Consider the following 26,110-nt stretch of genomic DNA (forward strand, 5'->3'; position numbering starts at 1 on the left):
ATTTTGCGGACGGGAGAAGTGATCGGTGCCACGGAGACATCGCGCGCGAAATCCATGGTATTGTCCTGGTATGACGGGATATTCGAGCCCCGCAGCCCATTGACGGGTACGGGGCTTTTTTGCGGATGGGCTCAGGAAGGTTTGTGGGGAACCTGCGGGCGCATGATGATCCGGTTGTAGATGACGTTTTGGGGAGCGGACACGGTAATCCATACGGCTTCAGCCACCTGTTCCGCCTCCATCGCATAATCCTTGGGACGGTGAAACTCCGTCTTGATCGATCCGGGGCAAATCGCCGTTACCTTGACGTGATGCGGTTTCAATTCCAACGTGAGGGCATCCGTCAGGGCCATCAGGCCGAATTTGGAAGCGCAGTAGCCGCCTCCGGTGGCGAATGCTTCCGTTCCGGCCACGCTGGATATGTTGACGATGTGTCCTTTGGTCCGTTTCAGGTGGGGGATGGCGTACTTGCTGGCCAGGAAGGCACCTTTCAGATTGACGTTCATCATCAGGTCGAAATCTTCTTCCGACAGTTCTTCCACCGGGGCAAACCGCCCCACACCGGCATTGTTGACGAGAATGTCCAGTCGGCCGGTTTCGTTGACCGCCCGTTCCACCATTGCCCGCACCTGACGGCTTTGGGTGACGTCGCATTCCACCGGGATGATGTGCTCCGGATCTTCGGCGGCAAGCGCCTTGAGGGCATCCAGGTTGCGGGCCGCCGCGATCACCCGGGCGCCTCCTTGGGCAAATTTCCTGGCAATGGCTCTGCCCAAGCCCTTGCTGGCACCGGTCACAATCGCCGTTTTTCCGGCAAGTCGGTTCATGGCTCGTTCCTCCTTGTCAATGCGAAATCTTGCCCCATGTCCAAAGACATGCAAAGGGCTGATCCCGGCAACGGAGTTTCTTGTTCGCAGACGAAACCCGGCAGGAATCAGCCCCGGAGGTCATCGGGGCAGCCTCGGGACGAAAAAACGGGAGGCTTGCCCTTTCATTATATCGAAAACGGCGATCAGGTCAGATCAATTTCCGTCACCGAATGGATGCCGGCCGATGTTCTCAGCTCCTCCAGAAGGCCGGTCGGAACGGGTTTGTCGATGCGCAGCACCATGATGGCCGCACCTCCGGCCGCCTGACGCCCCACCTGCATGGTGGCGATGTTGATGCCGTGGTTGCCGAGCAGCGTGCCCACGCGTCCGATCGCTCCCGGCTGGTCATGGTGCCGGATGAACAGCAGATGCCCTTTGGGAGCCACGTCGACACTGTACCCGTCCACGCGGATGATGCGCGGACCCAATCCGTTCAGAACCGTTCCGGACACGGTGACGGTTCCGTGTGACGTTTCCGCTTCCAGGCGGATCTGTTGAGTGAAACCGGCCGTATCCGGAATCTTTTGTTCCGTTACACGGATTCCGCGCTCCCGGGCGAGATGCAGGGCGTTCACCTCGTTGACCCGGTCGAGATGACGGGCCAAAAGGCCGCTCAGTACGGCGCGGGTCAGCAAAGAACTGTCCAAATCGCTCACTTCCCCGGCCAGGATGACTTTCAGTTCGCGAACCGGTCCTGGAAGAAGGGCGGAGATGAAGCGGCCCATGTTGCCGGCCAGTTTGCGGAACGGCACGGCACGTGCCTGCAATTCCGCAGGGACGGGCGGGAGGTTGACGGCATTTTTGAAAGGCTTGCCGCGCAAGATGTTGAGGACCTCTTCCGCCACGTCTTCGGCCACGTTTTGTTGCGCTTCCACCGTGGATGCCCCCAGATGGGGAGTGGCCACCACTTGTCGCAGCTTCAGCAGGGGATGATCACCCGGGGGTTCTTTTTCAAACACATCCAACGCGGCACCGGCCACTTTCCCAGAACGAATCGCCTCCAGCAAGGCTTCTTCGTCAATGATGCCGCCCCGGGCACAGTTGATGATCCGCACCCCTTCTTTCATCCGGGCGAGTACGTCCCGATTGATCAAGTGACGGGTTTCTTTGGTGAGAGGGGTATGAACGCTGAGAAAGTCGGCCTGTCGCACCGCTTCGTCAAACGGGACGATCTCCACTCCCAATTTATCGGCGCGTTCTTCCGTCAGATACGGGTCATGGGCGATCACCCGCATCCGAAACGCTTTGGCCCGGACGGCAAGTTCCGAACCGATTCTTCCCATGCCCACGATGGCCAGTGTTTTTCCGCTGAGTTCCACGCCGGTGAATTCCTTGCGCTTCCATTCACCGTGAAGCAGGCTGCGGGAGGCCTGGGGAATGTTCCGGGCCATCGAAATGAGCAGGGCAAAGGTGTGTTCGGCGGTGGAGACCGTATTGCCGTCCGGGGCGTTCACCACAATGATGCCGCGGCGGGTGGCCGCGTTCACGTCGATGTTGTCCACGCCCACTCCCGCGCGGGCGATCACTTTGAGACGCCGGGCATGAGACAGCAATTCTTCATCCACCCGGGTGCCGCTGCGGACGATCAGGGCGTCGGCTTCTTCCACCAACGGAAAGAGTTCTTGTCCGGCCAGGTTTTCGCCGGACAGAATCCGAATCTCTCCGGCATTTCGCAATTTCTCCAAACCCGGTCCGCCGATGGGATCAGCGATCAACACGTTGTACATCGGCGATCCACACCTCCTGTGCCGCTTTGATGCCTGCGCCCGGCTCCGAAAGGACTCCCAGCCGTGCCAGTGCCGTTTCCAGAGTCCCCAGCGCCGCGAGCAAATCGGGCTCATGGCAGTGGCCCATGTGTCCGATTCGGAAAATTCGTCCTTTGAGCCGGCCTTGGCCGCCGGCGATCACCACGCCCAGGTTGCGCATTTCGGCGCGCAATTCATCCGCCGTCCAGCGGTCTCCGCCCATGGCGGCGGTCACCGTGGGGGAGGCGCAAGATTCGTCCGTCAACAGCCGGATGCCCAACGCTTCCAAGGCGCGCCGGGTCATTTTTCCCAAGCGTTCATGCCGCCGGAAGACTTCTTGAAGTCCTTCTTCCTCCAGCATGTTCAGGGATTCGGCCAAGCCGAACAACAGGCTGACCGGAGGAGTGAACGGGGTCGTTTCCTGCTCCAGACTGTGACGGTACATGAGAAGATCGAGATAATACCGGGGACGGGGATTGGATTCGATGACGTGCCAAGCCCGCGGACTGACGGCCACCGCCGCAAGACCGGGAGGGAGCATCAAGGCTTTTTGCGAGCCCGTGACGGCCACGTCGATTCCCCGTTCGTCCATGTTCAACGGAGCGCCGCCGACCGAACTGACACCGTCCACGATGACCAAAGCGTCCGAACGCTGCCGGATCGTTTCGGCCAGCTCACCGACCGGATGGAGCACGCCGGTCGATGTTTCGCAATGGGTGAGAAACACGGCCCGAATCTCCCGATGTCGGTCCAGTTCTTTGGCCAATCGGTCCGGTTCGCACGGACTTCCCCAGGGAATCTCCAGCCGAACCACTTCCGCGTCCATTCGCTGAAGGATGTCCGCGAATCTCTTTCCGAAGGCTCCCGCCACCACGACCAAGACTTTGTCTCCGGGACGAACGGTGTTGACCGCCGCCGCTTCCAGCGCGGCCGTGCCGCTGCCGGAAACGGGGAACACGGGGGATGAAGTGCCGAACACATTCCGGAGTCTGCGGGAAATGTCACGGATCAGCACGGATGCTTCCTTGCTTCGGTGACCGATGGCCGGGCGGCTCATGGCCGTCTGGATGCGCCACGGAACCGGGGTCGGACCGGGAATTCGCAGATGGACATGGTCTGCGGTCGACAACGGAAATCGCCTCCTTTGAAAGAAAAAAAGCTTGTCCCGTCAGGACTCGTTCATTCCAAACAGAACAGGCCGAAACATTCAGCATGATGTCGAAGAAAAATTTTTCACTAATTTAACACAGCAGAGTGTTGATGTCAACGAACGCCCCAAACCCCTCTCTCTTGTGTTAACATGGGAGTGTTGCGTTCCTTGCCGGATGAGAAACAAACGGATGTCAACATCCGCTCCGGTGAAACTGCCTCAGGAACGGCATCGGGAGGAACCGGTTGTTTCGAAAAACAGGGGAGGAATCGGATCTTGCACGCGTCTGTCATCAACCGGGAGATGTTGCTCGACGGCTTGAACGGCCCGCAAAGAGAGGCCGTCACCGCCGCCGACCGGCACGTGGTCGTTTTTGCGGGGCCGGGAAGCGGAAAGACGACGGTGCTCACCCGTCGCGTGTTGTATCTCCTTCAACAAGGTGCCGATCCCGCGGAATTGATGGTTGTCACGTTTACCCGTGCCGCCGCCGCGGAGATGAAAAGACGTTTGGGACAGATAGCGGGTGATGGAGTCCGACGATGGTGCATCGGAACGTTTCACTCATTGTTTCTCATGTTGTTGCGGGAAGCGGGAGAACGGATTCCTCCCTTGCTCGGAGAAACGGACCAAGCGCGGTTGGTGCGAAGCGTGTTGGCGGAAAAAGGATTTCCGTCCGATGACGAATCCGTCTCGGAACGGGTGTCTCAAATCGGTCTTTGCAAAAGCATGGGGATTCTTCCGGGACGACTCAAGGTGAAAGAAGAAAGAAACATCCGGTTTCGTGAGCTGTTTCAGGAATATGAAGAAAGGAAACGCCGGGCGGGAGTCTGGGATTACGACGATATTCTCATCACGGTGCTCAGGCGCCTCACCGCTTCTGAAACCGCCCGGGAATGGACCGGACGGTTTGAACACATTCTCGTGGACGAATTTCAGGACATCAATCAGGTACAGTATGAAGCCGTCAAACGGTTGGCAGGGACGTCGGGGGGATTGTTCGTCGTGGGTGACGACGACCAGGCCATTTACGGGTTTCGGGGTAGCGACCCTCGGTTCATGCTCAGGATGGAACACGATTTCCCCGGGATTCGCAAGGTGTTGCTGCGCACAAACTACCGCAGCACGGAAGAGATCATTCAGGCGGGAGAGCGGCTCATATCCCGGAACCGGATGAGACAGGCCAAGCCGCGGGAGGGAACGGGAATCCGGGGTCCTGAACCGATCCTTTGGCAGCCCGAAGACGAGGAGCAGGAAGCGGAGTGGGTTCTCCGGCAATTGACGGACGGAACGGAATCGGCGGTTTTGTTCCGAACGACGACACAGGCCCGTGCGTTGATCGATCTTCTGGTTCGAAAGAACATTCCGTTTTTCGCTTATCCGGGCGAAAGCTCCTTTTACCGCAAATGGCAGGTGCAGGATGTGCTGGCATATCTCCGGACGGCCCTCCGGCCGGACGATTCGGAATCGCTGTCGAGAATCATCAATCGTCCGCAACGGTTTGTCAACGGAGAAGATTGCCTGGCGGCAGCGAAACAGAGAGCCCGTGAGACCGGGATCTCCTTGCTTGAATGTCTCCCCGGGCTTTTCGGACTTTCGCGCCGGCAGGCAAAGGCCATGGAGCAACTGGTGAATCATGTACGGCAGCTTCGCCGCATGTCAGCCAAAAAGGCCGTGCGGGCGGTCCGACACGCGGTGGGATACGACAGGTGGATGGAAACGTTCTGCGAGCAAACGGGCAATGATCCGTCCGCCTTTGCGGAGCCGCTGGAAGAATTGGAGCGGGCCGCGGAAGCGTTCCCGTCCGTTGAAGGGTTTTTGGACCATGTCGGCAAGGTGGAACAAGCGTTGGAAAATCCCTGTCCGGACAGCCCGATCAAACTCATGACGCTTCACAAGTCGAAGGGGCTCGAATTTGATCGGGTGTTCATCATCGGTCTCCAAGCCGCGGTGTTTCCGCATCGTCGGGCGCTTGCGGGATCCGAATCCCGGATCCGGGAAGCCTGGGAAGAAGAGCGACGACTTCTGTACGTGGGAATCACCCGAACAAGGAAGGAACTGATACTTTCCGCCGCCAAACACCGGCTGGGCAAGCGGGTCGGCATTTCTCCGTTCGTCCGGGAACTGGGACCGGGAGAATTTCCGTCGTCAAGGGGTTCGGAGACGGACGGCAAGGTTCGCTCCGACGAACGTTCGGAGGCCGGAAAACCGGAAGAAGACAAGACAAGGTTCCTGTCCGAACCGTTGAAACCGGGAATGCGGATTTCGCACGTCAAATTCGGCGTCGGTGAAGTGATTCGGGTGACATCGCTGGACGGGGCCGTTCCCGGAAGAAAGGTGTTGGTTCGCTTCGGGGAAGGCACCCGTTGGCTTCATTTCGAATTGTCCAGACAGCTGGGGCTGGTTGCGGTCACATGACAACACCCTCCGGACGGAGCATCCGGAGGGTGCCATTCGCAAGATTACCGGGATTCCTGGTAACGCTTGACGCATTCGTCATACAGGTTTGCCGCGTAATCCGCGTCTTTCCAACCGACGATGTGGGTTTCCTTGTTTTCGAGATCTTTGTACACCTGGAAGAAGTGGGCGATCTCTTTCAAAATGTGCGGCGGAACGTCGTTCAGGCTTTTCACTTCGTTGAAACGCGGGTCGTCCGTCGGAACGGCCAACAATTTTTCATCCTGACCTTTGTCATCGGACATCAGGAGCACTCCGATCACCCGGCTTTTGATGACGCATCCCGGGAACGTCGGGAAAGTGGTCATCACCAGGATGTCCAGCGGGTCGCCGTCTTCGGCGAGCGTGTTTTCCAGATATCCGTATTCGGTCGGATAATGCATCGGGGAGTACAGAACACGGTCCAGGCGGAATACGCCTTTTTCCTTGTCATATTCGTATTTGTTCTGACTTCCCGTGGGGATTTCGATGAACGCATCGACGATCAGTTCGCGCGCCATGATCGGTTTCCTCCTTCGAGTATGTAAGCTACAACGACATTTTACGGTGTTTTTGGACAAAGAGCAAATGGAAAGGGGCCGAAGGGAAATGACGGAAGGAGTTCTGTTTCACATCAGTCCGGAGGAATTTGCGGAGATGATCAGGAAGGGCGGCATCGACGGACAGGTGGTGGATGTGCGGGAAGAGTGGGAATGGGAAGAAGTCCGTCTGGAGGGGGCGGTCCTGATTCCCCTGGGCAAATTGCCGGCAAAGATCGGGGAGATCGATCCGGCCCAAAAAGTGTATCTCCTCTGTGCACACGGCATTCGCAGCCTGCATGCGGCCCGATTTCTCCTGAACCATGGGTTTCGAAACGTCGTCAACGTGGACGGGGGAGTGGCCGCGGTCCTGACGGAATGGAAAAGACGGGAAGAGCGTTCATGAGCTCCTTTCGGTGACCATGGATGCGCATGAAACAAAAAAAGCTGCCCCGAGAAGATCGGGCAGCTCTCTCCGGCGGAACTCATTCTTCGACTTTGATCGAATCCGTCGGGCAACCTTCCGCGGCATCACGCACGTCATCCCACAGGTCTTCCGGTACATCGGCGGTGCCGGTATTGTCATCGAGCAGAACATAGGCGATGCCGTCTTCATCGTAGGCATATACGTCTGGAGCGGTTGCTCCGCATGCTCCGCAGGCGATGCAAGTATCTTTGTCCACCCAAGTGCGCATAGGTCAAAAACTCCTCCCATGATTGATGCCTTGTTTGGCTAGGTCCGCTTCCACCCCTCATTGTAGAACGATTCACAAGGAATTGCAAGAAAAAACGATGGTTTGCGAATCCTGGAGGGGACATGATGAAACCTTCGCTTGAAAAAAAGGACGTGCTCATCGCTTTTTATGGTACCCAATTGCCGCTCCTTGGAATCGGCATCTGGCTCCTGTGGCGAAAGGGATCCTTGCATGCGGGATATTTTGCTTTCGGCGACATACAGATGTGGGTGTGGGGACTTGCTGCCGGAGTCGCGGTGATTCTGGCCGATCTTTGGCTCATGCGCGTGGTCCCGATCAGTCATTGGGATGACGGGGGGATCAACAGACTTCTGTTTCAAAACACACCGGGGTGGCAGATTTTGCTGATCGCCGTGATCGCCGCATTCAGCGAGGAGATTTTGTTCCGCGGCGTGCTGTTGGATTGGATCGGCCTTTGGGGAAGTTCCCTTCTGTTTGTGCTGATGCACACCCGTTATCTCCGAAAATGGTTGCTGGTGACCGTCGTGGCCGTCGTGGGTCTTTTGTTCGGATGGATGACGGAGCGGACGGGACATCTTGCTCCGGCGATCATGGCCCATTTCCTGGTGGATGCCGTGATGGGCTTTCTGTACCGCAATCTGTCCGACAAGGAGGGGTCCGCAGATTCTCCGTAACGGTGTCCGTTTGGCGTTGGCGGTGATGCTGGCCGGAGCCGCCGCCTTTTTTCATCCCGGGTCCAGGTACGCCCACTTGAAACACTCGGTTTGGATATGGATCGGAGCCGACGGCCTGTTGTCTCTGGTGTGCCTGCTTCTGTCCGTCGGGGTCTCCTCCAGGGGATGGTGGAGGCAATTCGCCGGCCTGCTGGACTTTCCCGCTCCGTTTTTCCGAAAGGCCGGACGCCATCTTCCGTGGTTGGCGGGATTTTCCGCGATCCTCGGAGGGATTGCGTTGCGTTTTGACACGGTGGGGATGGTCGTGATCGTGCTGTTTATGGGAACGGAAACATGGCGCTGGATGATGAAGCGGAAGAAGGTGTATGTCAGATGTGACACCCGCTTCGAAAGGGGAGAATGAACCGTCATCGTTTGTTGACCGGACCCCGGAAGCCCTTCCCTGCCCGGCGGCGAACCATTCGCGCCCGTTTCCGCGGGGGCCTGCTTGGATTTCTTTCCTCCGGCGACCTCTCACCGGATTGGACAGGCGTCGGAAAGGGAATAAGAGGTGCCGGAGAAGAACTTGAAAAAGGGCGGCTGCGTATGGAATCCGGGGATGCGCCTTTCGCGTTGCCGACCCGCCGCGGATGGAGGGAGATGGATGAAGGTTCTCAAGAGACTCCGGTTTGTCGTCAAGTTTTGGCGATTTCTTCCCTTTCTTAAAGATTATTTCTTTTCAAAAGAGGTTTCGTTGGGAAAAAAGGCATTGCCCGTTGCGGCCATTCTCACCTACATTTTTCTTCCGATTGACATCATTCCCGATTTTTTCGCCGTATTCGGATGGACGGACGATCTGTTCGTTTCGACGTTCATCCTGCAATTGCTGGCGGGTTTGGCCCCGGAATCCCTGAAGAAAAAATACCCCGAGCTGAACGAACCGTGATTTCTCCGTGAATGACGGAGTGCAAAGCCGGGCCCGTCCGGGTCATCCAGACAGACCGGACGGGCTTTTGCCGGATTCGTGGATGAGGCATCCGGATGCCTTTTCCCGGCATGTTTCGACTTCCGGGAATCCGGTGTCACCAATCTGGAGATTCTTGTTGCTTTCGTGTATCATGTACATAGAATGAAGTCGGAAAACCCGGCTTCGTCACCACAAGCCTGACCCGCTCATACATTGGAAGCGGGAGGTCTTCCAGCGAGGGAGGGTAAGCCATGCGTGTCGAGCGTCTGGGGGGAGACAAAATCCGGTTCTTTTTAACCTTGGACGATCTGGCTGATCGCGGGATTGAAAAAGAGGACATGTGGCGCGACATCCCCAAAGTGCACGAACTGTTTCGCGACATGATGGAACAGGCTTATGAAGAGCTGGGCTTTGAAGTGGCCGGGCCGGTTGCGGTGGAGGTGTTCGCGTTGCCCGCCCAGGGCATGGTGGTCGTGGTCACCCGCGGACGCGCTCCCAAACCGGAAGACGCGGAATTGATGGACGAGGATCACGAAGATTTGTACCAGTTGGAAGTGACGATGGAGGAGACGGAAGACATCGTTTTCCGTTTCGCGGATTTCGAAGATCTTCTGCAGGCAGTGATTCGCGTCCGGCCGCTCGTCAAACGGGGCGGAAAGGTGTTCGCCTGGGAAAACCGGTATTTTCTTCTGTTCGGGAAAGACCTGGAAACCGAATCGGTGGAGGATCTGGTGGCGATCCTTTCCGAGTACGGCGAAGCGTCGGCGGTTACCGAAGCCTGGTTGGAGGAATACGGAAAAATCGTCTGTCCGGCCGATGGCGTCGCCAAGTTGGTGGATTCGTTCGCGCCGCATGCATGAATATAGAGAAAACGCACCGGTGTTCCACACAGGTGCGTTTTTCCATACATTCATGTTTACGCATCCGTTTGCATGACGAATTGATAATATTCATGCGTCCGGAGCCGGGAAAAGTCTCCCTGCAATACCCCGGGAAACACCCGTTCCACGGAAATGTTCTGGGATCTGTGGGCGCGAAGCGCTTCGGCGATCACGTTTTGGAACAAAGTGACGTCCACGGTCATGGATATATATTCATCCGGGGTTCGGATGACGTTCGGCGGGCAGAAATGAGAGATTGATTCCGGTATCACAATATAGTAAAGTTTGGTAGGGAAAGATGTTTCGCGGACCGCGTCCAGAGTGACTTGTTGGATCACCTGATGATCGCGGTGTCCCGAGATCCCAGACGGTGGGAAGGTGATAACAACATCCGGACGAATGCGGTCCAACACGGAGCGGATATCGGCCTTGAGCTCATCCCGCCGTTCGTGAAGCCGACCGTCCCCGTGATCACGGAGGATCACTTCGTTCAATCCGAGAATTCGGGCGGCGTTTTCCAGTTCGAGTGCACGGCGGTCTCCGAGTTCTTCGTGAGTACATACCGGCGGATTTCCCGTTTTTCCGGCTTCTCCACGTGTGGCGCAGTACAGTGCCTGGTACCGGCCCATGGAAGCGAACCGGGCAATGGTGCCTCCGCAAGTGAAGCTTTCGTCGTCTGGATGGGCAAAACAATACAGAACCTTCCCGGTCATGATTTTTCTGTCCTTTCTTCCCCAACGCACGGATGGGTTAGTGGTGTCATCATTCATTATAATTCATGGATCCCGCCGATTGCTTGTTTCGGAGTTCCGGATCTTCCGTGCAACTCTTGTCGAAATGGGTTCATTCAAGGGACCTGTCCAGGGAACGGGTCAGGATCAGTTATCATTCATTGAGGTGGTCAGGATGGAACAACAGCCAGTGACAGCAGGCCGAGCGTCGGAAGAGCGGGAGAATCTGGACGTATTGGTGTCCACGCAGATCGTGATCAAACAGGCGCTGGAAAAGCTGGGATATCCCGAAAGCATGTACGAGCTTTTGAAGGAGCCGCTTCGCATGCTCACCGTCCGCATTCCGGTCCGGATGGACGACGGAACGGTCAAAGTGTTCACCGGGTACCGGGCACAGCACAATGACGCCGTCGGTCCCACCAAAGGAGGGATCCGGTTCCACCCCGACGTCACGGAATCGGAAGTGAAGGCGTTGTCGATCTGGATGAGCCTGAAAGCGGGGATTGTCGATTTGCCTTACGGCGGAGGCAAGGGGGGCATCGTCTGCGACCCGCGCAAGATGTCGTTCGGTGAGCTCGAACGCCTGTCACGCGGCTACGTCCGTGCCATCAGCCAAATCGTCGGTCCGGCCAAAGACATTCCTGCCCCCGACGTTTTCACCAACTCCCAAATCATGGCCTGGATGATGGACGAGTACAGCCGGATTCGCGAGTTCGATTCACCGGGTTTCATCACCGGCAAGCCGTTGGTGCTCGGCGGTTCTCGCGGACGTGAAACCGCGACCGCCAAAGGTGTGACCATGATGATCCGTGAAGCCGCGAAGAAGCGCGGCATTGACATCCGAGGAGCCCGCGTGGTGGTTCAGGGCTTCGGCAATGCCGGCAGCTTCCTCTCCAAATTCATGCATGATGCCGGCGCCAAGGTGATCGGGATCTCCGACGCTTATGGGGCACTCTACGATCCGGACGGCCTGGATATCGATTACCTGCTCGAACGCAGGGACTCGTTCGGCACGGTGACCAAGCTGTTCAAAGACACCATCACCAACAAGGAACTGCTTGAGCTGGATTGCGACATTCTGGTACCGGCCGCCGTGGAAAACCAGATCACGATCGAAAACGCCCACAACATCAAGGCGTCGATCGTGGTGGAGGCCGCCAACGGTCCGACCACGCTGGAAGCGACCCGCATTCTTCACGAGCGTGGTGTCCTCTTGGTGCCGGACGTGCTGGCAAGCGCGGGCGGAGTCACCGTTTCCTATTTCGAATGGGTGCAAAACAACCAAGGTTACTACTGGTCGGAAGAAGAAGTGGAACGGAAATTGGAAGAAATCATGGTCAACGCATTTGAAAATGTTTACAACACCGCCCAAACCCGCAAAGTGGACATGCGTCTTGCCGCCTACATGGTGGGAGTGCGCAAGATGGCAGAAGCATGCCGCTTCCGCGGATGGGTATAAGGACAAGCAGAAACGAACGAACACCCGTGAGACGGGGTGTGGGACAAATGCCACGCCCCCGGGTGTTCTTCTTCTTTTCCGAAGGAGGTGTCGGCCATGCTGGATGTCGTCGTCATCGGAGCAGGCCCTTGCGGCATTGCGGCCGCCATTGAAATGAAACAACAAGGTTTGAACGTACTGATCATCGAAAAAGGATGCCTGGTGAACTCGATTTACCATTATCCGCTGGCCATGAAGTTTTTCAGCAGCGCCGACAATTTGGAAATCGGGGGAATTCCGTTCATCACCGTTCATGACAAACCGACCCGGGCGGAAGCATTGGCCTACTACCGGACCGTGGTGCGCATTCACGAGCTGAAGGTGCACACCTATGAAAAGGTGACGGATCTTCGCAGACATGAATCGGGATTTCTCATTTTCACCGAATCCAAACACGGAATCAGGCAGTACGAAGCGAAACATGTCATCTTGGCAACGGGCTATTACGATCAACCTCACATGATGGGCGTTCCCGGAGAAGAATTGCCGCATGTCCATCACTATTTCCGGGACGCGCATCCGTATGCGGATCAAAAGGTGGCGGTGATCGGCGGACGGAATTCCGCGATCGATGCGGCGCTGGAGTGTTATCAGGTGGGAGCCGACGTGACCATGATCTATCGGAAGGCCGAGTTTCATGAAAGCGTCAAGGCTTGGGTTCGTCCGGTGATCGAAAATGCCATCAAACATGGACGGATCCGCATGCATTGGGAATCGGAAGTGGAGGAAATCAAGCCCGGCAAAGTGGTGATCAGGAAGCGGGGACAGGTGATGGAAGTGCCTGCGGACGTGGTGTTTGCCATGACCGGGTACCGTCCGGATCTGACACTTCTGCGCAAAGCGGGAGCCGTTCTGGACGAAAAGACGGGAACGCCGGTGCTGACATCCCATATGGAAACCACCGTTCCCGGGCTGTATTTGGCCGGTGTGGTGGCCACCGGTGCCGACGCGACGAAAATCTTCATTGAAAACGGTCGATATCATGGTCAACTGATTGCCCGTGACATCGTGGAAAAACAGCGGGTGTGACCGAAGAAACAAAAACCGGAGAGGCCGATGCGGCCCTCTCCGGGGATTGAAGATTGCGCCCATGAGGACAGGTCACTGTCCTTTTTTTTGTCCTCCTTCATGCATGCAGCGCCAGTTGAAACAAAAACAACGCGGAAATGACAAAAAACGCGGGCCGGACTTCCTTTCTCCTGCCGGCTGCGGTTTTGAACAGGGCATGGGCGATGAAACCGAAGGCGATTCCGTCGGGAATGCTGAACGTGAACGGAATGAAGGACAGGGTGATGAACGCGGGAATTCCTTCCGTCAGGTCCGAAAAGGGGATGGACTGTACTTCCCGGATCATCAGACCGCCGACCGTGATCAGCACGGCGGCGACCGCACTGTCGGGGATCCAGCCGATCCAGGGAAGAAGCGGGATGGTGGCCAGATAAAGGATGCCGGTGACGACGGCGGTCAGTCCGGTACGCCCTCCGGCGGCAATGCCGGCCGCGCTTTCCAGCGAACAGACCGTCGGGCTCGTGCCGGCCAGTCCCGAAAGAGATGCGGTCAAGGAAACCGCCTGAAAGGAAGGGCGGAATTTCCGCTTGTCCTCCAACAGTCCCTGAAGCAGTCCCACGTTTTCCAGAATGACGACCATGCTCAGGATCAGAGTGGCTCCCCAGAATGTGATCCGGCCGATTTCAAAGTCGGCCGCTCCGAACACGGACAGCCATTCTTTCAGCGAAAACGGGGAACCGTCCGATGCCGTTTCCGGTTGATGCCCCGTTCCGATGGCCAACGCGGTGGTCGCCAGCATCCCCGCCAGAAAACTGCCGGGCACTTTTTTTGCGTGCAGGATCACGATCAGCGCCAAACCGAACAAGGTCCACAATGCTTCGGATCGCCCGAGATCGCCGATGCCCACGACGGTTTGATCACTGGAAGTGATCAGGCCGCCTTTTTGCAGACCGATAAAGGTGATCAACATCCCGATTCCGGCAGTGATGCTTTTCTTGAGCGATTCCGGAATGGCGTCCGCAATCAGGTCGGCCAGTTTGGTGGAAGCGGCCAGCAGGGAAACGGCGCCGGACACGACGACCACTCCCAGGGCCGCTTGCCAGGAAAGACCCATTTCCTGGACAAAGGTATATGAGAAAAGAGCGTTGATTCCCATCCCCGGGATCAGTATGATCGGGGCGTTGGCCCACAGACCGGTCAACAAACTTCCCAGGAAAGAGACCAGTACCGTGGCGAGCAAGGCGGCTCCCGGAGGAATGCCGCTGTCGGCAATCATTCGACTGTTGATCGCGATGATGTATACGGTCGTGAAATAGACGGTCAGACCTGCCAAGCATTCCCTCTTCACGGAAGTGGAATGCTCACGGATGGCAAACAAGCGTTTCGGATGTTTCAACGGCGATGTTCCTTCAAGTTGGAACCCTCCACCCACCCTCGCCTTGAAAGCGCAGAACCATCATAAAACGGCGGAACCGAATTCGTCAAGAATGCGGGTCACATGTCAAACCATGAGCGCAGAACTTCGGGATCCCGCGTGACATTGAGGGCAAGCATGAGCTTGATCCGGGCTTTTTGACCGTTGATTCCGTTGGAGAAGATGACACCCGTCTCGCGAAGGTGACGTCCTCCGCCTTCATATCCGTAGGTATCCTGCACGAACCCGTTGTAGCACCTGGATACCATGACAACCGGAATTCCCTTGTCAATGGCGGTGCGAATCGCGGGCAACATGGCCGGAGGGAGATTTCCCTGTCCGAGGCCCTCGATGACCAACCCGTCCACGCCCGAGCGGACCGCCCATTCGATCAGGGAACCGTCCATGCCGGCGGCAGTTTTGACGAGTGCCACGTTGGCACGGGGCATTTCGAGAGGGAATGGGCGGTCCCGGGTCACTTCCCGGTAGAAGATGATGTCTTTTTTGGTGATCAGTCCGAGCGGGCCCAGCCCGGGAGATTGGAAAGTGGCCACGTTGCTGGTATGCGTTTTGGTGACGGTTTTGGCTTGATGGACCTCATCGTTGAAGACGACCAACGTTCCCTTGCCCCGGGCCTGATCATGGGCGGCCGTCCGAACGGCGTTGACAAGATTGTAAGGGCCGTCCGAGCCCAGTTCATTTTGGCTGCGCATGGCTCCGGTCACCACCACGGGCTTTTCACTGTCGATGACAAGATCGAGAAAATACGCCGTTTCCTCCAGCGTATCGGTTCCGTGGGTGATCACCACACCGTCCATGCCAAGGTCCAATTGTCGTTTCACTTCCACGGCGATGGCATGCATGTCCCCCGGAGTGATGTGCGGACTGGGTTTGTTGAACAGGTGCTCCATCCGGGTGTCGGCATATCTTTTCAAGAGGGGCAGCGTTTCCTGCAGGGCGGAGGGGTCCCGCGGGAGCACTCCGCGGTTTTCTCCTTCCGCCATGGCGATGGTACCGCCGGTGGTGAGAACAATGATGCGTTTGGTCATGGCTGCCGCGCCGCTCTGTCCGGCGCTTTCCACCTTTCGTTTTGCATTTTTCCGGCAAGCGATCATTCAACGTTTATCGTATGGAACGCGTTCGCCGGTGTCAATAATACATGACACAGAGCCAAGGGCGGTGATGCGGATGGAAAAGGTGGAAAAACACTTGTTCACGATCCGGTGCAACCGATGCGGTGAACGGTACACGCTGAAAGGAAGAATCAAGAAAGGAAAAGTGGAAACCGGATTGAAAAGATGCCTGTGCGACAACGAAAATGACTTCGAGATTCACAGAAAGGAACCGTGAGCAGTACGTCCCGCGGGGAACGTGCTGCTTTTCTGTTGCATAGTTTGCCCGTTTCGAACCAACAATACCGGAAAATGGAGAATACGGGAGGCAGGCATCGTGAAATTCACAAACGAAAAAACAAGAGGATCGTACCAACGGTTGGCGGCCGTGTTGTTTCCGGTCGTTCTGGTCCTGCTGGTGGGATCCACCGTTTGGGCATACAGGGAATACCAGATGAGAAACGCCTTGACTCTCCGTGCCGAGAACCAATACCAGCGAGCGTTTTACGAGCTGAATGACCATCTGGGCAAATTGAGGGAAGAACTGGGAAAGACGTTGGCCGTCAATTCAAAAAGGCAACTTTCCTCATCCCTGGCGGCGGTTTGGCGATTGGCCTATTCGGCCAGGGAAGACATCGGCCAGCTGCCGATCGCCCATACCACGTTCGATCGGGCCGAAGAATTTTTGGGCAAGGTCGGACAATTTTCATGGGTCATGAGCATCAGGGACGGAAAAGATCCGCTTTCCGACAAAGAGTGGCGCACGCTGAAAGCTCTGTATGATCAGGCCGGACAGATCCACGGAGACCTTCAGGTTTTGCAGGCCAAACTCAACGGTCAGGGGCTTCGCTGGACGGATGCGGAAGCGGCCGTGGCATCGGGAGACGAAAACATGAATCATACCATTGCCGACGGCCTTCGCCGCGTGAATCAAAAGGTGGAAGATTTTCAGGACGTGGACTGGGGCCCCACCGTCAACAACATGGAAGTGAGAAAACGCGCGAGGGACCGCATGCTCAAAGAGCGCAAAATCACTCCCGGGGAAGCGAAAAAACGTGTCGCCGATTTTCTGGACCGCAAAAGCACGGCCGACATGAAGGTCAGCATCAGCAAGAAAGGGGACGTGCAAACCTATACGGTGGTCACGCCGGCCGGCAGCGGAAACGAAGTTTCGATCGATCTCACGGTCAGAGGCGGTCACATTTTGTACATGACCTATGACCGACCGGTGACACGTCGAAATCTGGATACCGATTCCGCGCTTCTCAAGGCGGAAAAGTTCCTGGAGAGCAAAGGCATTCGCAACATGGAAGCCACTTCCTGGAATGAGACGGGAAACATCGCCATTTTCACCTTTGTACGGAAATGGGGCGACATCTGGATCTATCCGGAAGCCGCGGCGGTGAAGGTGGCTCTGGACAACGGGGAAATCATGGGGTTCCAGGGAGATGAAATGGTGTTCAACAAGGTGGGGACTCTGAAAGAGAACGCCCGCCTGACGGAAGCGCAAGCCCGAAAACAGGTGAGTCCCCGGTTGAAGATCATCAAAAGCAATCGCGCGGTGATTTACAATCCGGAAGGATTTGCGGTATCCTGTTACGAATTTTTGGGTAGTCTGGATTCCGAGCAATACCGGGTGTTCATCAATGTCGATACAGGTAAAGAAGAGTATGTGGAAAGAATAGAAAAAGCGGACGGTGATCGTATTTAATATTTTTAAATGAGCCGATATAATACAATCGGCTCATTTAATTGTTTTCATTGCATGTATTACGAAATTATGCTATTCTTTAAACAGGTTTCCCTTTGCGTTTCGCTCCGGAAACCGAAAAAGAGAATACATAGACGGATGCAGGCTGATGTGCAGACGAGTCGGATTTTTTCGGGGATGGACCTTGCGACGATGCGAATCGCATAAAGTAGATTCAATCGAGCAGGCGCAGCCTGCTCGTAGTCTTTTCATCCCGGGTGAGTTGGAGGCTTTCGGACAAGATGAGACGTTTTGCTGTTGCGATTGACGGACCGGCGGGAGCCGGCAAAAGCACCGTGGCCCGAAAAGTGGCGGATCGGTTGGGGATCACGTACGTGGATACGGGAGCGATGTACAGGGCGTTGGCTTGGAAGGCGCTCTCTGAGAACATGGATACGGACAATGAGGAAGACATCACGCATTTGGCCGAAGGAATCCGTTTTTCTCTCGACCCGAACGGAATCCGTGTCAACGGAATCCCGCTGTCTGATGAGATCCGGACCCCCGAGGTCTCGAACGAGGCATCGAAAATCGCGAAAATGCCCGGGGTTCGCCGGATTCTGGTCAACAAGCAGCAGGAGATTGCCGCCACCCAACATGTGGTCATGGACGGACGTGACATCGGGACCCATGTATTGCCGGATGCCGATGTGAAAATTTTTCTGACCGCTTCCATCGACGAACGGGCTCGTCGACGTTTCGAGGAGCTGACAGCCAAGGGACTTTCTCCTGACTTCGACAGGATTCGGGAGGAAATCCGACGCCGGGATGAAAATGACCGGACCAGAGTTCATTCGCCGCTGCGGCAGGCGGAAGATGCGATCCGGATTGACACGACCGGTCGGTCGGTGGATGAAGTCGTGGAGACGATCCTCCGGCTTTGCCGTAACAAAATGGGCGGTGAGGAGTAAGATATGTTATATGCTTTGGCTCGCAAACTCGTAAGAGGCTTTTTCAGGCTGTTCTTTCGGCTCCGAGTGGAAGGGGTCGAGCATATTCCCGAAGAAGGGTCCGCCATCATCTGTTGCAATCACATCAGCAATATCGATCCGCCGTTGGTGGGATGTTCGATTCCGCGGAAAGTGCATTTCATGGCCAAGGAAGAGTTGTTCCGGATTCCTTTGCTGAAATCGTTGATCCGGGCTCTCGGCGCGTTCCCCGTGAGGCGGGGAGCGGGGGATCGGCAGGCTTTGAAACATTCCATCCAACTTCTCGGCGAAGGAAAATTGCTGGTGATATTTCCGGAAGGCACCCGGGTGAAAGACGGCCGGGAAAGCAAGGTTCATTCCGGGGCGGCTTACATTGCCCTCAAGGCAAACGCACCCATCGTACCGGCAGCCATCGTCGGCCCCATCAAAATGTTCAGGCCGCTTCGAGTCGTCTTCGGTCCTCCGGTGCATCCTTCCCTATACGCCGACAAGAAAATCAACACGCAAACAGCCGCGGAAATGATTGAAGCGGTCATGGCGGAAATCAGACGCATCCGGCGCGAACACGGGTAACCGGATCAGGCCGGAAACAGGCGTCCGGCGCCTATTTCCTCTTGATCTTTCCCATAAAAAACCAGGTGAAATGGCCCTTGTGCAACCAACTGGAGGAGGTTTTCCTGTTATGGCAGAAGAGATGAAAACTGAACTGACCGAAATGGAATCCCTGAACGTCGGCGACGTTCTGAAAGGGAAAGTGGTCAAAGTGGAAACCAATCAGGCTTTGGTGGATGTGGGTTACAAATACGAAGCCATTCTCCCCATCTCCGAGCTGTCCGCCCTGCACGTGGCACAAATGTCCGATGAACTGTCCGTCGGCGATGAGCTGGAAGTGAAAGTGATCCGCATTCGCGAGGACGAAGACAAAGTGATCGTCTCCAAAAAAGCCGTTGATGCCGAGCGCGCCTGGGCTGAATTGAAACAAAAGTTTGAATCCGGGGAGACCCTGACCGCGACGGTTGCCGACGTGGTCAAGGGCGGACTCGTTGTCAACGTGGGCGTTCGCGGATTCATCCCGGCTTCCATGGTGGAGCGTCAATTTGTGGAGGATTTCAGCGATTACAAAGGTCGTGAGCTCACCCTCAAGGTGGTGGAACTCGACCCCGAGAAAAACAAGTTGATCCTGTCCCGCAAAGCCGTTCTGGAAGAAGAGGCTCAAAAGAAGAAGAAAGAAGTGCTCGAATCTCTTGAAGCCGGTCAGATTCTCGAAGGAACGGTTCAACGGCTCACCGATTTCGGAGCATTCGTGGACATCGGCGGAGTGGACGGTCTCGTTCACGTTTCCGAGTTGGCTTGGCATCGCGTCGAGCATCCGAAAGATGTGTTGAATGAGGGAGACGTCGTCAAGGTCAAAGTCCTGAAAGTGGATCCCGAAAACGAACGGATCAGCCTCAGCATCAAGGAAACCCAGGAAGGTCCGTGGGAGCAGGTGGCCCGCAAAATCAAGGCGGGCGATGTGGTGACCGGTACCGTCAAACGCCTGGTTTCCTTCGGGGCATTCGTGGAAGTGCATCCGGGCGTGGAAGGTCTGGTTCACGTGTCGCAAATCGCGCGGCATCATGTGGAGACCCCGGCTGACGAGCTGACGGAAGGTCAGGAAGTGCAGGTCAAGGTTCTTGAGATGAAACCGGAACAAAAACGGATCAGCCTCAGCATCAAAGAAGTGGAAAAACCGGAAGCGCGCAAGGAGAAAGAGGAGAACACCTCTTCCGAATACACCACCGGAGGACTCAATGTGACCTTGGGTGACATGTATCCGGAACTGCGCAACCTGAAATAAAACGCCTTTCCCGGAAACGGCCGCTGACGATCACCGTCGGCGGCCGTTTTTGGCTAAAAGACTCGATTGTGAGTCAGAATACCGGAAAAGCCACGGGGAGGGAAGGTGTGTGATTTCGGGAGTGCCGGCCATTCTTTGCCAGTCGGGACTGGTGATCCTGTTTCTGACGGGATGGTTTTCTGATGTTCGACACAGCTTCGGAGTTCCCGCACGGGTTGCCGCAGGAGCCGTTCTGGTCTCGCTTCTTTTGACCGCTTTGGATCCCGTGTCGCCGTTTCCGGGGGTGGCCTTGCATCCCGGTTTGCTCGTTCCCTTTTTGGGATGGATGACGGCATTGCTCAGGGACAGGCGTGACATTTCCGGGTTGCTTCAGGCGGGGTTCTTCATCGGCGGCATGCAGGTTGTCATGTTCGGGACCGTCCCGCAGGGCGGAGAACGGGAATGGTTGGGAGGACTCGCCGTCATCGCCGTTTCCCGGCTCCTCTTTCGGGACTGGCGAAAACAACTGGCGACAACGTCCGGAGCGATTTTTGTTTCGGAAGCGTGGAGGCTTCTCATACACCGGGAATCGCTTTCTCCGCTGCCGGTTGTGTCTCCCGAGTTTCTGGACCGGTTTTGGCTGGCATGGTTCATCGTGTTCGTCCTGCACGAAACGGAGGAAGCTCTTCGCGCACTGCTTTCCGGAAAGAAACGGACGGGATCGCTTTGAGCGGATCGGCACCGGTTGCCTAAACAAACAATGTTGGATAAGATTAGGTATGATTCGGAAGACAAGGAATTTGACAAAGCGGTGATTTTGCCATGAGTTTGCCGACAGTAGCGATTGTTGGAAGACCCAATGTGGGAAAATCGACTCTGTTCAACCGTCTGGCGGGGGAACGGATCGCGATTGTGGAAGATCAACCCGGCATCACCCGTGACCGGATCTATGCCCGGGCCGAATGGAACGGCCGGGAGTTCCACCTGATCGACACGGGAGGTCTGGAATTCGGGGAAGCGGATGAGATCATGGAGCATATCCGCAACCAGGCCGAACTTGCCATTGAAGAGGCGGATGTGATCGTTCTGGTCGTGGACGGTCGCGGCGGTCTCACTCCTCCGGATGAAGAAGTGGCCCGCCTGCTCCATCGGACCAACAAACCGGTCATCGTGATGGTCAACAAAGTGGATGACATCAAGCACAAGGAATCGGTGTATGAATTTTATCAACTGGGGTTCGAACATGTGATCCCCGTTTCTTCCCTCCACGGAACGGGAACGGGAGATCTCCTGGATTGTTTGGTGGATCATTTCCCCGAGCCTGAAGAAGAAGAGGTGGAAGAAGACGTCATCCGCGTCTGTCTGATCGGTCGACCCAATGTGGGGAAATCCTCCCTCGTCAACGCCCTGCTGGGGGAAGAACGGGTGATCGTCAGTCCGGTGGCCGGGACGACCCGGGATGCGGTCGACACTCCGTTTGAATTTGATGGGCAGAAATATGTGTTGGTGGACACGGCGGGAATCCGCAAACGCGGGAAAGTTTACGAGGCGGTGGAGAAGTACAGTGTACTCCGCGCTCTCAAGGCGATTGAGCGTTCCGACGTTTGCCTGATCGTGATTGACGGGGAACGGGGCATCGCCGAACAGGACAAGCGGATCGCGGGCTATGCGCACGAAGCGGGTCGGGCGTCCATCTTTGTCGTGAACAAGTGGGATGCGGTTGAAAAAGACGACAAAACCATGATCCGCTTCACGGAAAAAATCCGGGACCAATTCCAGTTCATGCCTTACGCACCGGTTCTGTTCGTTTCCGCCAAAACGCGGCGAAGAATCAAAAACATTTTGCCGGAAGTGCTGGAAGTCGCGGAACAGCACGCGATGCGCGTCCCCACTTCCGTTCTGAACCAGGTGATTCAGGATGCCATGATCACCACCCCTCCGCCGTCGGAGCGGGGGCGGCGGTTCCGGGTGCAATATGTCACCCAGGCGAGTGTCAAACCGCCCACGTTCGTGCTGTTTGTCAATGATCCGGAACTGGCGCATTTCAGTTACCTCCGTTATTTGGAAAACCAGCTGCGTCAGGCTTTTCCTTTCAAAGGAACTCCGCTTCGGATTATACTTAGAAAGAAGAACGGCTGATTCCTGAAGAATCAGCCGCCAACACATCATACGGGAGAGGTCTTGTTTCATGTTTCAAACTTGGGTGCTGCCCATCCTGATCTCCTATTTGTTGGGGTCCATCAGCTTCAGTTACCTGCTGACCCGGCTCCTCAAAGGAGTTGACATCAGGGAACACGGCAGCGGAAATGCCGGCGCGACCAATACTCTGCGCGTACTGGGAAAAGGTCCCGGCATTCTCGTGTTCCTGCTGGATGCTTTGAAAGGGGTGGCTGCCGTTTGGGTCGGAAGCGCATTGTCGGACGGGGATCAAGTGATCATGCTGGCTTCCGGCATTGCGGCGGTCATCGGTCACAACTGGCCCGTATTCTTGGGATTTCGCGGGGGCAAGGGGATTGCCACCACGGTGGGCGTATCCGCGGTGATCGCATTCACCGCCACGCTCTTCGCCGGCATCTGCGCCATTTTGTTCATCGTACTCACCCGTTACGTATCACTCGGGTCCCTGATCCTCACGCTGTGCATCCCGGCCGTCATGTGGATCGAAGGCTACCCGAACGTCATGGTGCTGATGATGGCGATCGTCACCGTGATGGCTTTCATGAGACACAAACAGAACATTGTCAATTTGCTGAGGGGCAATGAACGGAAGATCTGAAACGAGGGAGAAAGAGCGAATGAAGCGACAAGTCGCCGTGCTCGGAGCAGGCAGTTGGGGAACGGCACTGGCGTCCGTTCTGGCCGAAAACGGGCATGAAGTGACGGTTTGGGCGAGAAGAAAGGAACAGGTCGACGAAATCAACCGAAACCGGACCAATGAGAAATATTTGCCTGAAGCAACGCTTCCCGAGGGGATCCTGGCCACGGATGATCTCCGGGAAGCCGTGACGGACAAAAGCCTTGTGGTGTTTGTCCTTCCTTCACAAAGCATGCGGCACGTCGCCGCGGCCGCCAAAACTTGGATTCGGGACGACGCGCTGATCGTGCATGCATCCAAAGGTTTTGAAGCGGAAAGCTGGAAGAGGATGTCCGAAGTGCTTTCCGAGGAGCTCGGCGAGAACAGGGCGGAACGAATCACCGTTTTGTCCGGACCCAGCCACGCGGAAGAAGTCATCCGTAAATTTCCCACCACCGTGGTGGTGGCATCCCGATCGCAATCTGCCGCCGAAACGGTGCAGGGGTTGTTCATGAACCGGTATTTTCGCGTTTATACCAATCCGGACGTGGTGGGAGTGGAAGTCGGTGGTGCTCTGAAGAACATCATCGCACTGGCTGCCGGGCTTGTGGACGGACTTCATTTCGGGGACAACGCCAAGGCTGCTTTGATCACGCGGGGATTGGCGGAAATCGCCCGTTTGGGGCTGGCCATGGGCGCGCAAGCCATCACCTTTGCCGGACTTGCCGGAGTGGGAGATCTGGTGGTCACCTGTACCAGCCGGCACAGTCGGAACTGGCGGGCGGGTTATCAGATCAGCCAAGGAAAGTCGGTTCCAGAGGTGCTTCGCGAAATGGGAATGGTGGTGGAAGGGATCCAGACCACCCGTGCGGCTTGGATGCTCTCTTCGAAATACGGGGTGGAAATGCCGCTTGCCCATCAACTGTATGCCGTCTTGTTTGAGGAAAAGAAACCGGAACAGGCCGCCTGGGATCTGATGACCAGGGGACGGACGCAGGAGCTGGAAGAGATGGTTCAGGGCTGGTGACCGATTTGGGCCCGTTTTCCCGTGGCCTGTTTCATGTTTCCGTCATATTCTGTAACAGCTCTTGCATCCAACACGTTGGGCACTGGAATCAGGCAGGAACCGTCACTCCCCTGCAAGAGCGAAACAGGGGTAATGCTCTGGGCATTACCCCTGTTTCCTTTGTGTTCCGGCCGTCTGTTTTCTGGCGTTCAACAATTCGCCGAGCCATCTCCACACCAGCGGGGACTGCAGGACCGCCAGAATTTGACCGAGCGGAATTCCTTTCATGCCGAAGGGCGTCAGGTTGCCGTTTTCTTCGCCGAATCCTTCGGGCGGGCGGATGACGGGAATCTCATCGTCTTCCGAATCGTTTTTGCCCCCGCTTTCTTGCCGATTTCCGGCGGGAGGGAGAAGGGCCAGAGGATTCATCCCGCCTTTGCGGAGTTGCCTTGCGGAATGAAGAAAGAACCAGGCGGAATCCATCAGCCGTTCCAATTTTTGCAGCGACAGGCTGAGTTCCTTGACGGTGGACCTGAGGGTCAGAAATCCGCTCAGGATCTTGGCGATGTTTCTTGAAGACAATCGGGGGAGTGAAGGAAAATCGGGCCATTCGGGCAACGTTTCCGTGACGGCGTTTTTTTTCGTCGCAGGCTGGATTTTCCGCCGTTTTTTCACGGAGGGAAGCGTTGTCTGGCCTTTGGCTTTGGTCGGTTTCATGCGTGTTCCTCCTCGGGCTGTTGTCCTTCCATCATATGTCGGGGGGCGCCCGACCGAACGGGCGATTGACCCGTGAGTTTGGTGGGCGTTCGTGGATTTGCTATACTGGAAAAGATTCAACCAAAAGAGGTGTTTCCTTTGGAACTGATGATCATCCTTTTTCTCCTCGTTCTCATCAATCTGCTCCTGGCGGTGGGGAGAACATCCCGGAAGAAGTGGGTGGGACGGACGATGTCCGTGATCTCGTTCCTTCTCTTGATCGTGACTTTTCTGTTTGTGATCAGGGCATTGATCTGACGGGGGGATGCCTGAATGAACCGGAAAACGCTGCTTTCGACCGTTTGGATGATCGTTTTGTGCCTGTTGATGGGGGGCTGCATGTATCCCCAGGAGAAAAGACAACAGCTGGATCAGCTGGATCAACACGTCGCCCGTGTTCAGAGCGCGGTCGACGGATATCACCGTGACCAAAAAGTGCTTCCTTACCGATACATGGAGGATGATTGGAAACTCACCACCCGGTATGCGGTGGATTTTCGGCAACTGGGCGGATATGTGGGGGAAATTCCGCCATCCGCTTTTGAAAAGGGCGGAAATTTCATGTATGTGTTGGTCAACGTGGAAAAAAAACCGACGGTCCGACTGTTTGATTTGCGGGTGAACGATCGGGTGGGGCGGGTGCAGAATGAGGTGCTCCTCCACAAAAAACAGAAAGGAAGCCTCCCCAAGGGAGAGCCGGCGGGGCAGGGGCTTTACAAGGTGAACTTTCCGGCATTGAGCATGGATCCGGTCACCGTGCCCAGTCCCTATTCGGCGGACACCGAACTGGAACTGGTGATGGACGAAAAGGGCAAAGTGTATGTCGATTATCGGGTGGAAGCCATGAAAAAGTGGCAAACCGTCGAAAAGAAGCCGGAGACTGGCACGGATCTGCGCGCCTGGTTGTCCGAAGATGCCTTGTTTGTCCCGGCTTTTTCCCCTCCGATGTCATTCAAAGGGGCCGAGCCGGTGTTTGATTTCGGATTGACCCGTGACCACTGAGTGACAGGGTGCCTTTCGGTCAACGTCCTGGTGACGTTGTCCGAAAGGCTTTTTATTTGGACAAGAGACTTCTACAACATGGGAAGGGGTCATAGGATGTGGGTAACAGGAGCATCCAGGGGAGGGGATTCGGATGGATCAAGTCCTGTTTCATTTGCTTGTCATACCCGGGGTGTTTCTGCTTGGCTGGTTGACGGGTACGGTCAAGATCACCGGTTTCCGGGCCAGGACTCTCCGGCGCGGGAAGCGTACGAAACTGCGGGTTGGATCCCGATCCTGAGCGTGCTGCTCCCGCTCCTTTTTCGGGACATCTGACATATCGGCGAACAGGATTCATATAT

The 26,110-nt window shown here is 56.2% G+C and carries 28 protein-coding genes; 19 read left to right on the forward strand and 9 right to left on the reverse strand.

Annotated elements, in window-relative coordinates; translation table 11 throughout:
- Nucleotides 1-131: 131 nt before the first annotated feature.
- From EG886_RS06060 to EG886_RS06070, 3 genes are all read right to left on the reverse strand, one after another.
- Nucleotides 132-827, reverse strand: a complete 696-nt coding sequence (locus tag EG886_RS06060) for an SDR family oxidoreductase (RefSeq protein WP_124727295.1) — start codon at nt 825-827, stop codon at nt 132-134.
- Nucleotides 828-1,012: 185 nt separating this feature from the next.
- Nucleotides 1,013-2,596 (reverse strand): phosphoglycerate dehydrogenase, encoded by a 1,584-nt coding sequence (gene serA, locus EG886_RS06065; RefSeq protein WP_124727296.1) that lies wholly within the window; start codon nt 2,594-2,596, stop codon nt 1,013-1,015.
- A complete protein-coding gene (locus tag EG886_RS06070; RefSeq protein WP_241154396.1) occupies nt 2,574-3,743 on the reverse strand; it encodes a pyridoxal-phosphate-dependent aminotransferase family protein in 1,170 nt (389 codons plus the stop codon). Before EG886_RS06070 ends, serA begins: the two co-directional genes overlap by 23 nt.
- A 297-nt stretch (nt 3,744-4,040) precedes the next feature.
- On the opposite strand from EG886_RS06070, the gene EG886_RS06075 reads away from it, so the two are divergent.
- Complete coding sequence (locus EG886_RS06075) at nt 4,041-6,179, forward strand: ATP-dependent helicase (protein ID WP_164491682.1); 2,139 nt, start codon at nt 4,041-4,043, stop codon at nt 6,177-6,179.
- Between the two features lie 44 nt (nt 6,180-6,223).
- Here EG886_RS06075 and EG886_RS06080 read toward each other — a convergent pair whose 3' ends face one another.
- On the reverse strand, nt 6,224-6,718 hold the full coding sequence (locus tag EG886_RS06080) for an inorganic diphosphatase (RefSeq protein ID WP_124727298.1): 495 nt from the start codon (nt 6,716-6,718) through the stop codon (nt 6,224-6,226).
- 88 nt (nt 6,719-6,806) lie between these two features.
- Here EG886_RS06080 and EG886_RS06085 point away from each other — a divergent pair, with 88 nt between their 5' ends.
- Nucleotides 6,807-7,142 carry a rhodanese-like domain-containing protein gene (locus EG886_RS06085; RefSeq protein ID WP_124727299.1) on the forward strand — a complete coding sequence of 112 codons (336 nt, stop codon included), beginning with the start codon at nt 6,807-6,809 and terminating at the stop codon, nt 7,140-7,142.
- A 79-nt stretch (nt 7,143-7,221) separates the two neighbouring features.
- Here the strand turns inward: EG886_RS06085 and EG886_RS06090 are convergent, their stop codons facing one another.
- Nucleotides 7,222-7,431, reverse strand: a complete 210-nt coding sequence (locus EG886_RS06090) for a ferredoxin (RefSeq protein WP_124727300.1) — start codon at nt 7,429-7,431, stop codon at nt 7,222-7,224.
- A 125-nt stretch (nt 7,432-7,556) separates the two neighbouring features.
- Between EG886_RS06090 and EG886_RS06095 the strand changes: the two genes are divergently transcribed.
- From EG886_RS06095 to EG886_RS06110, 4 genes are all read left to right on the forward strand, one after another.
- A complete protein-coding gene (locus EG886_RS06095; RefSeq protein ID WP_164491683.1) occupies nt 7,557-8,126 on the forward strand; it encodes a CPBP family intramembrane glutamic endopeptidase in 570 nt (189 codons plus the stop codon).
- 16 nt (nt 8,127-8,142) lie between these two features.
- Nucleotides 8,143-8,529, forward strand: coding sequence for a hypothetical protein (locus EG886_RS06100; RefSeq protein WP_124727302.1), 387 nt, complete (start codon nt 8,143-8,145; stop codon nt 8,527-8,529).
- Between the two features lie 240 nt (nt 8,530-8,769).
- Nucleotides 8,770-9,051 (forward strand): YkvA family protein, encoded by a 282-nt coding sequence (locus tag EG886_RS06105; RefSeq protein WP_124727303.1) that lies wholly within the window; start codon nt 8,770-8,772, stop codon nt 9,049-9,051.
- Nucleotides 9,052-9,323: 272 nt separating this feature from the next.
- Nucleotides 9,324-9,932, forward strand: coding sequence for a genetic competence negative regulator (locus EG886_RS06110; RefSeq protein WP_124727304.1), 609 nt, complete (start codon nt 9,324-9,326; stop codon nt 9,930-9,932).
- A 56-nt stretch (nt 9,933-9,988) separates the two neighbouring features.
- Here EG886_RS06110 and EG886_RS06115 read toward each other — a convergent pair whose 3' ends face one another.
- Complete coding sequence (locus EG886_RS06115; protein WP_164491684.1) at nt 9,989-10,666, reverse strand: PIG-L deacetylase family protein; 678 nt, start codon at nt 10,664-10,666, stop codon at nt 9,989-9,991.
- Between the two features lie 208 nt (nt 10,667-10,874).
- Here EG886_RS06115 and EG886_RS06120 point away from each other — a divergent pair, with 208 nt between their 5' ends.
- Together EG886_RS06120 and EG886_RS06125 are read left to right on the forward strand one after the other, a co-directional pair.
- Nucleotides 10,875-12,143 carry a Glu/Leu/Phe/Val family dehydrogenase gene (locus tag EG886_RS06120; protein ID WP_420894157.1) on the forward strand — a complete coding sequence of 423 codons (1,269 nt, stop codon included), beginning with the start codon at nt 10,875-10,877 and terminating at the stop codon, nt 12,141-12,143.
- Between the two features lie 96 nt (nt 12,144-12,239).
- Nucleotides 12,240-13,211, forward strand: coding sequence for a YpdA family putative bacillithiol disulfide reductase (locus EG886_RS06125; protein ID WP_124727307.1), 972 nt, complete (start codon nt 12,240-12,242; stop codon nt 13,209-13,211).
- A 97-nt stretch (nt 13,212-13,308) separates the two neighbouring features.
- Here EG886_RS06125 and EG886_RS06130 read toward each other — a convergent pair whose 3' ends face one another.
- Both EG886_RS06130 and EG886_RS06135 read right to left on the reverse strand, forming a co-directional pair.
- Complete coding sequence (locus EG886_RS06130; protein ID WP_124727308.1) at nt 13,309-14,586, reverse strand: NCS2 family permease; 1,278 nt, start codon at nt 14,584-14,586, stop codon at nt 13,309-13,311.
- A gap of 98 nt (nt 14,587-14,684) precedes the next feature.
- Nucleotides 14,685-15,653 carry an asparaginase gene (locus EG886_RS06135; protein WP_124727309.1) on the reverse strand — a complete coding sequence of 323 codons (969 nt, stop codon included), beginning with the start codon at nt 15,651-15,653 and terminating at the stop codon, nt 14,685-14,687.
- A 139-nt stretch (nt 15,654-15,792) separates the two neighbouring features.
- Between EG886_RS06135 and EG886_RS13690 the strand changes: the two genes are divergently transcribed.
- The 9 genes from EG886_RS13690 to EG886_RS06175 all read left to right on the forward strand — a co-directional run bounded on the left by EG886_RS13690 (nt 15,793) and on the right by EG886_RS06175 (nt 24,032).
- Nucleotides 15,793-15,954, forward strand: coding sequence for a hypothetical protein (locus EG886_RS13690; RefSeq protein ID WP_164491685.1), 162 nt, complete (start codon nt 15,793-15,795; stop codon nt 15,952-15,954).
- A gap of 99 nt (nt 15,955-16,053) precedes the next feature.
- Complete coding sequence (ypeB, locus tag EG886_RS06140; protein WP_164491686.1) at nt 16,054-17,427, forward strand: germination protein YpeB; 1,374 nt, start codon at nt 16,054-16,056, stop codon at nt 17,425-17,427.
- Nucleotides 17,428-17,708: 281 nt separating this feature from the next.
- The gene (cmk, locus tag EG886_RS06145) at nt 17,709-18,377 is read left to right on the forward strand and encodes a (d)CMP kinase (RefSeq protein WP_124727311.1); all 669 of its coding nucleotides are present in this window, start codon (nt 17,709-17,711) and stop codon (nt 18,375-18,377) included.
- A gap of 3 nt (nt 18,378-18,380) precedes the next feature.
- Nucleotides 18,381-18,968, forward strand: a complete 588-nt coding sequence (locus EG886_RS06150; protein ID WP_124727312.1) for a lysophospholipid acyltransferase family protein — start codon at nt 18,381-18,383, stop codon at nt 18,966-18,968.
- Between the two features lie 109 nt (nt 18,969-19,077).
- On the forward strand, nt 19,078-20,232 hold the full coding sequence (gene rpsA, locus EG886_RS06155; RefSeq protein WP_124727313.1) for a 30S ribosomal protein S1: 1,155 nt from the start codon (nt 19,078-19,080) through the stop codon (nt 20,230-20,232).
- Between the two features lie 109 nt (nt 20,233-20,341).
- Nucleotides 20,342-20,941 (forward strand): hypothetical protein, encoded by a 600-nt coding sequence (locus tag EG886_RS06160; protein ID WP_124727314.1) that lies wholly within the window; start codon nt 20,342-20,344, stop codon nt 20,939-20,941.
- 92 nt (nt 20,942-21,033) lie between these two features.
- Nucleotides 21,034-22,350, forward strand: coding sequence for a ribosome biogenesis GTPase Der (gene der / locus EG886_RS06165; protein WP_124727315.1), 1,317 nt, complete (start codon nt 21,034-21,036; stop codon nt 22,348-22,350).
- A gap of 49 nt (nt 22,351-22,399) precedes the next feature.
- Complete coding sequence (plsY, locus tag EG886_RS06170; protein ID WP_206425349.1) at nt 22,400-22,987, forward strand: glycerol-3-phosphate 1-O-acyltransferase PlsY; 588 nt, start codon at nt 22,400-22,402, stop codon at nt 22,985-22,987.
- Nucleotides 22,988-23,006: 19 nt separating this feature from the next.
- Nucleotides 23,007-24,032 (forward strand): NAD(P)H-dependent glycerol-3-phosphate dehydrogenase, encoded by a 1,026-nt coding sequence (locus tag EG886_RS06175; protein WP_124727316.1) that lies wholly within the window; start codon nt 23,007-23,009, stop codon nt 24,030-24,032.
- Nucleotides 24,033-24,176: 144 nt separating this feature from the next.
- On the opposite strand, the gene EG886_RS06180 is transcribed toward EG886_RS06175, so the two are convergent.
- Nucleotides 24,177-24,728, reverse strand: coding sequence for a hypothetical protein (locus EG886_RS06180; RefSeq protein ID WP_124727317.1), 552 nt, complete (start codon nt 24,726-24,728; stop codon nt 24,177-24,179).
- Between the two features lie 138 nt (nt 24,729-24,866).
- Between EG886_RS06180 and EG886_RS13695 the strand changes: the two genes are divergently transcribed.
- Together EG886_RS13695 and EG886_RS06185 are read left to right on the forward strand one after the other, a co-directional pair.
- Nucleotides 24,867-25,025, forward strand: coding sequence for a hypothetical protein (locus EG886_RS13695; protein WP_164491687.1), 159 nt, complete (start codon nt 24,867-24,869; stop codon nt 25,023-25,025).
- Between the two features lie 15 nt (nt 25,026-25,040).
- Nucleotides 25,041-25,769, forward strand: a complete 729-nt coding sequence (locus tag EG886_RS06185; protein WP_124727318.1) for a hypothetical protein — start codon at nt 25,041-25,043, stop codon at nt 25,767-25,769.
- Nucleotides 25,770-26,110: the final 341 nt, after the last annotated feature.

The organism is Staphylospora marina (genome assembly GCF_003856495.1).
In the GTDB taxonomy this organism is placed as follows: domain Bacteria; phylum Bacillota; class Bacilli; order Thermoactinomycetales; family Thermoactinomycetaceae; genus Staphylospora; species Staphylospora marina.

What these genes read in the sequence shown, in the direction of transcription:
- EG886_RS06095 (WP_164491683.1), top strand. Translation starts at nt 7,557, where the DNA reads ATGAAACCTTCGCTTGAAAAAAAGGACGTGCTCATCGCTTTTTATGGT.
- EG886_RS06085 (WP_124727299.1), top strand. Translation starts at nt 6,807, where the DNA reads ATGACGGAAGGAGTTCTGTTTCACATCAGTCCGGAGGAATTTGCGGAG.
- der (WP_124727315.1), top strand. Translation starts at nt 21,034, where the DNA reads ATGAGTTTGCCGACAGTAGCGATTGTTGGAAGACCCAATGTGGGAAAA.
- plsY (WP_206425349.1), top strand. Translation starts at nt 22,400, where the DNA reads ATGTTTCAAACTTGGGTGCTGCCCATCCTGATCTCCTATTTGTTGGGG.
- EG886_RS06135 (WP_124727309.1), bottom strand. Translation starts at nt 15,653, where the DNA reads ATGACCAAACGCATCATTGTTCTCACCACCGGCGGTACCATCGCCATG.
- cmk (WP_124727311.1), top strand. Translation starts at nt 17,709, where the DNA reads ATGAGACGTTTTGCTGTTGCGATTGACGGACCGGCGGGAGCCGGCAAA.
- EG886_RS06110 (WP_124727304.1), top strand. Translation starts at nt 9,324, where the DNA reads ATGCGTGTCGAGCGTCTGGGGGGAGACAAAATCCGGTTCTTTTTAACC.
- EG886_RS06080 (WP_124727298.1), bottom strand. Translation starts at nt 6,718, where the DNA reads ATGGCGCGCGAACTGATCGTCGATGCGTTCATCGAAATCCCCACGGGA.
- EG886_RS06185 (WP_124727318.1), top strand. Translation starts at nt 25,041, where the DNA reads ATGAACCGGAAAACGCTGCTTTCGACCGTTTGGATGATCGTTTTGTGC.
- EG886_RS06115 (WP_164491684.1), bottom strand. Translation starts at nt 10,666, where the DNA reads ATGACCGGGAAGGTTCTGTATTGTTTTGCCCATCCAGACGACGAAAGC.
- EG886_RS06125 (WP_124727307.1), top strand. Translation starts at nt 12,240, where the DNA reads ATGCTGGATGTCGTCGTCATCGGAGCAGGCCCTTGCGGCATTGCGGCC.
- EG886_RS06175 (WP_124727316.1), top strand. Translation starts at nt 23,007, where the DNA reads ATGAAGCGACAAGTCGCCGTGCTCGGAGCAGGCAGTTGGGGAACGGCA.
- EG886_RS06180 (WP_124727317.1), bottom strand. Translation starts at nt 24,728, where the DNA reads ATGAAACCGACCAAAGCCAAAGGCCAGACAACGCTTCCCTCCGTGAAA.
- EG886_RS06105 (WP_124727303.1), top strand. Translation starts at nt 8,770, where the DNA reads ATGAAGGTTCTCAAGAGACTCCGGTTTGTCGTCAAGTTTTGGCGATTT.
- EG886_RS06060 (WP_124727295.1), bottom strand. Translation starts at nt 827, where the DNA reads ATGAACCGACTTGCCGGAAAAACGGCGATTGTGACCGGTGCCAGCAAG.
- EG886_RS13690 (WP_164491685.1), top strand. Translation starts at nt 15,793, where the DNA reads ATGGAAAAGGTGGAAAAACACTTGTTCACGATCCGGTGCAACCGATGC.
- EG886_RS06150 (WP_124727312.1), top strand. Translation starts at nt 18,381, where the DNA reads ATGTTATATGCTTTGGCTCGCAAACTCGTAAGAGGCTTTTTCAGGCTG.
- serA (WP_124727296.1), bottom strand. Translation starts at nt 2,596, where the DNA reads ATGTACAACGTGTTGATCGCTGATCCCATCGGCGGACCGGGTTTGGAG.
- rpsA (WP_124727313.1), top strand. Translation starts at nt 19,078, where the DNA reads ATGGCAGAAGAGATGAAAACTGAACTGACCGAAATGGAATCCCTGAAC.
- EG886_RS06090 (WP_124727300.1), bottom strand. Translation starts at nt 7,431, where the DNA reads ATGCGCACTTGGGTGGACAAAGATACTTGCATCGCCTGCGGAGCATGC.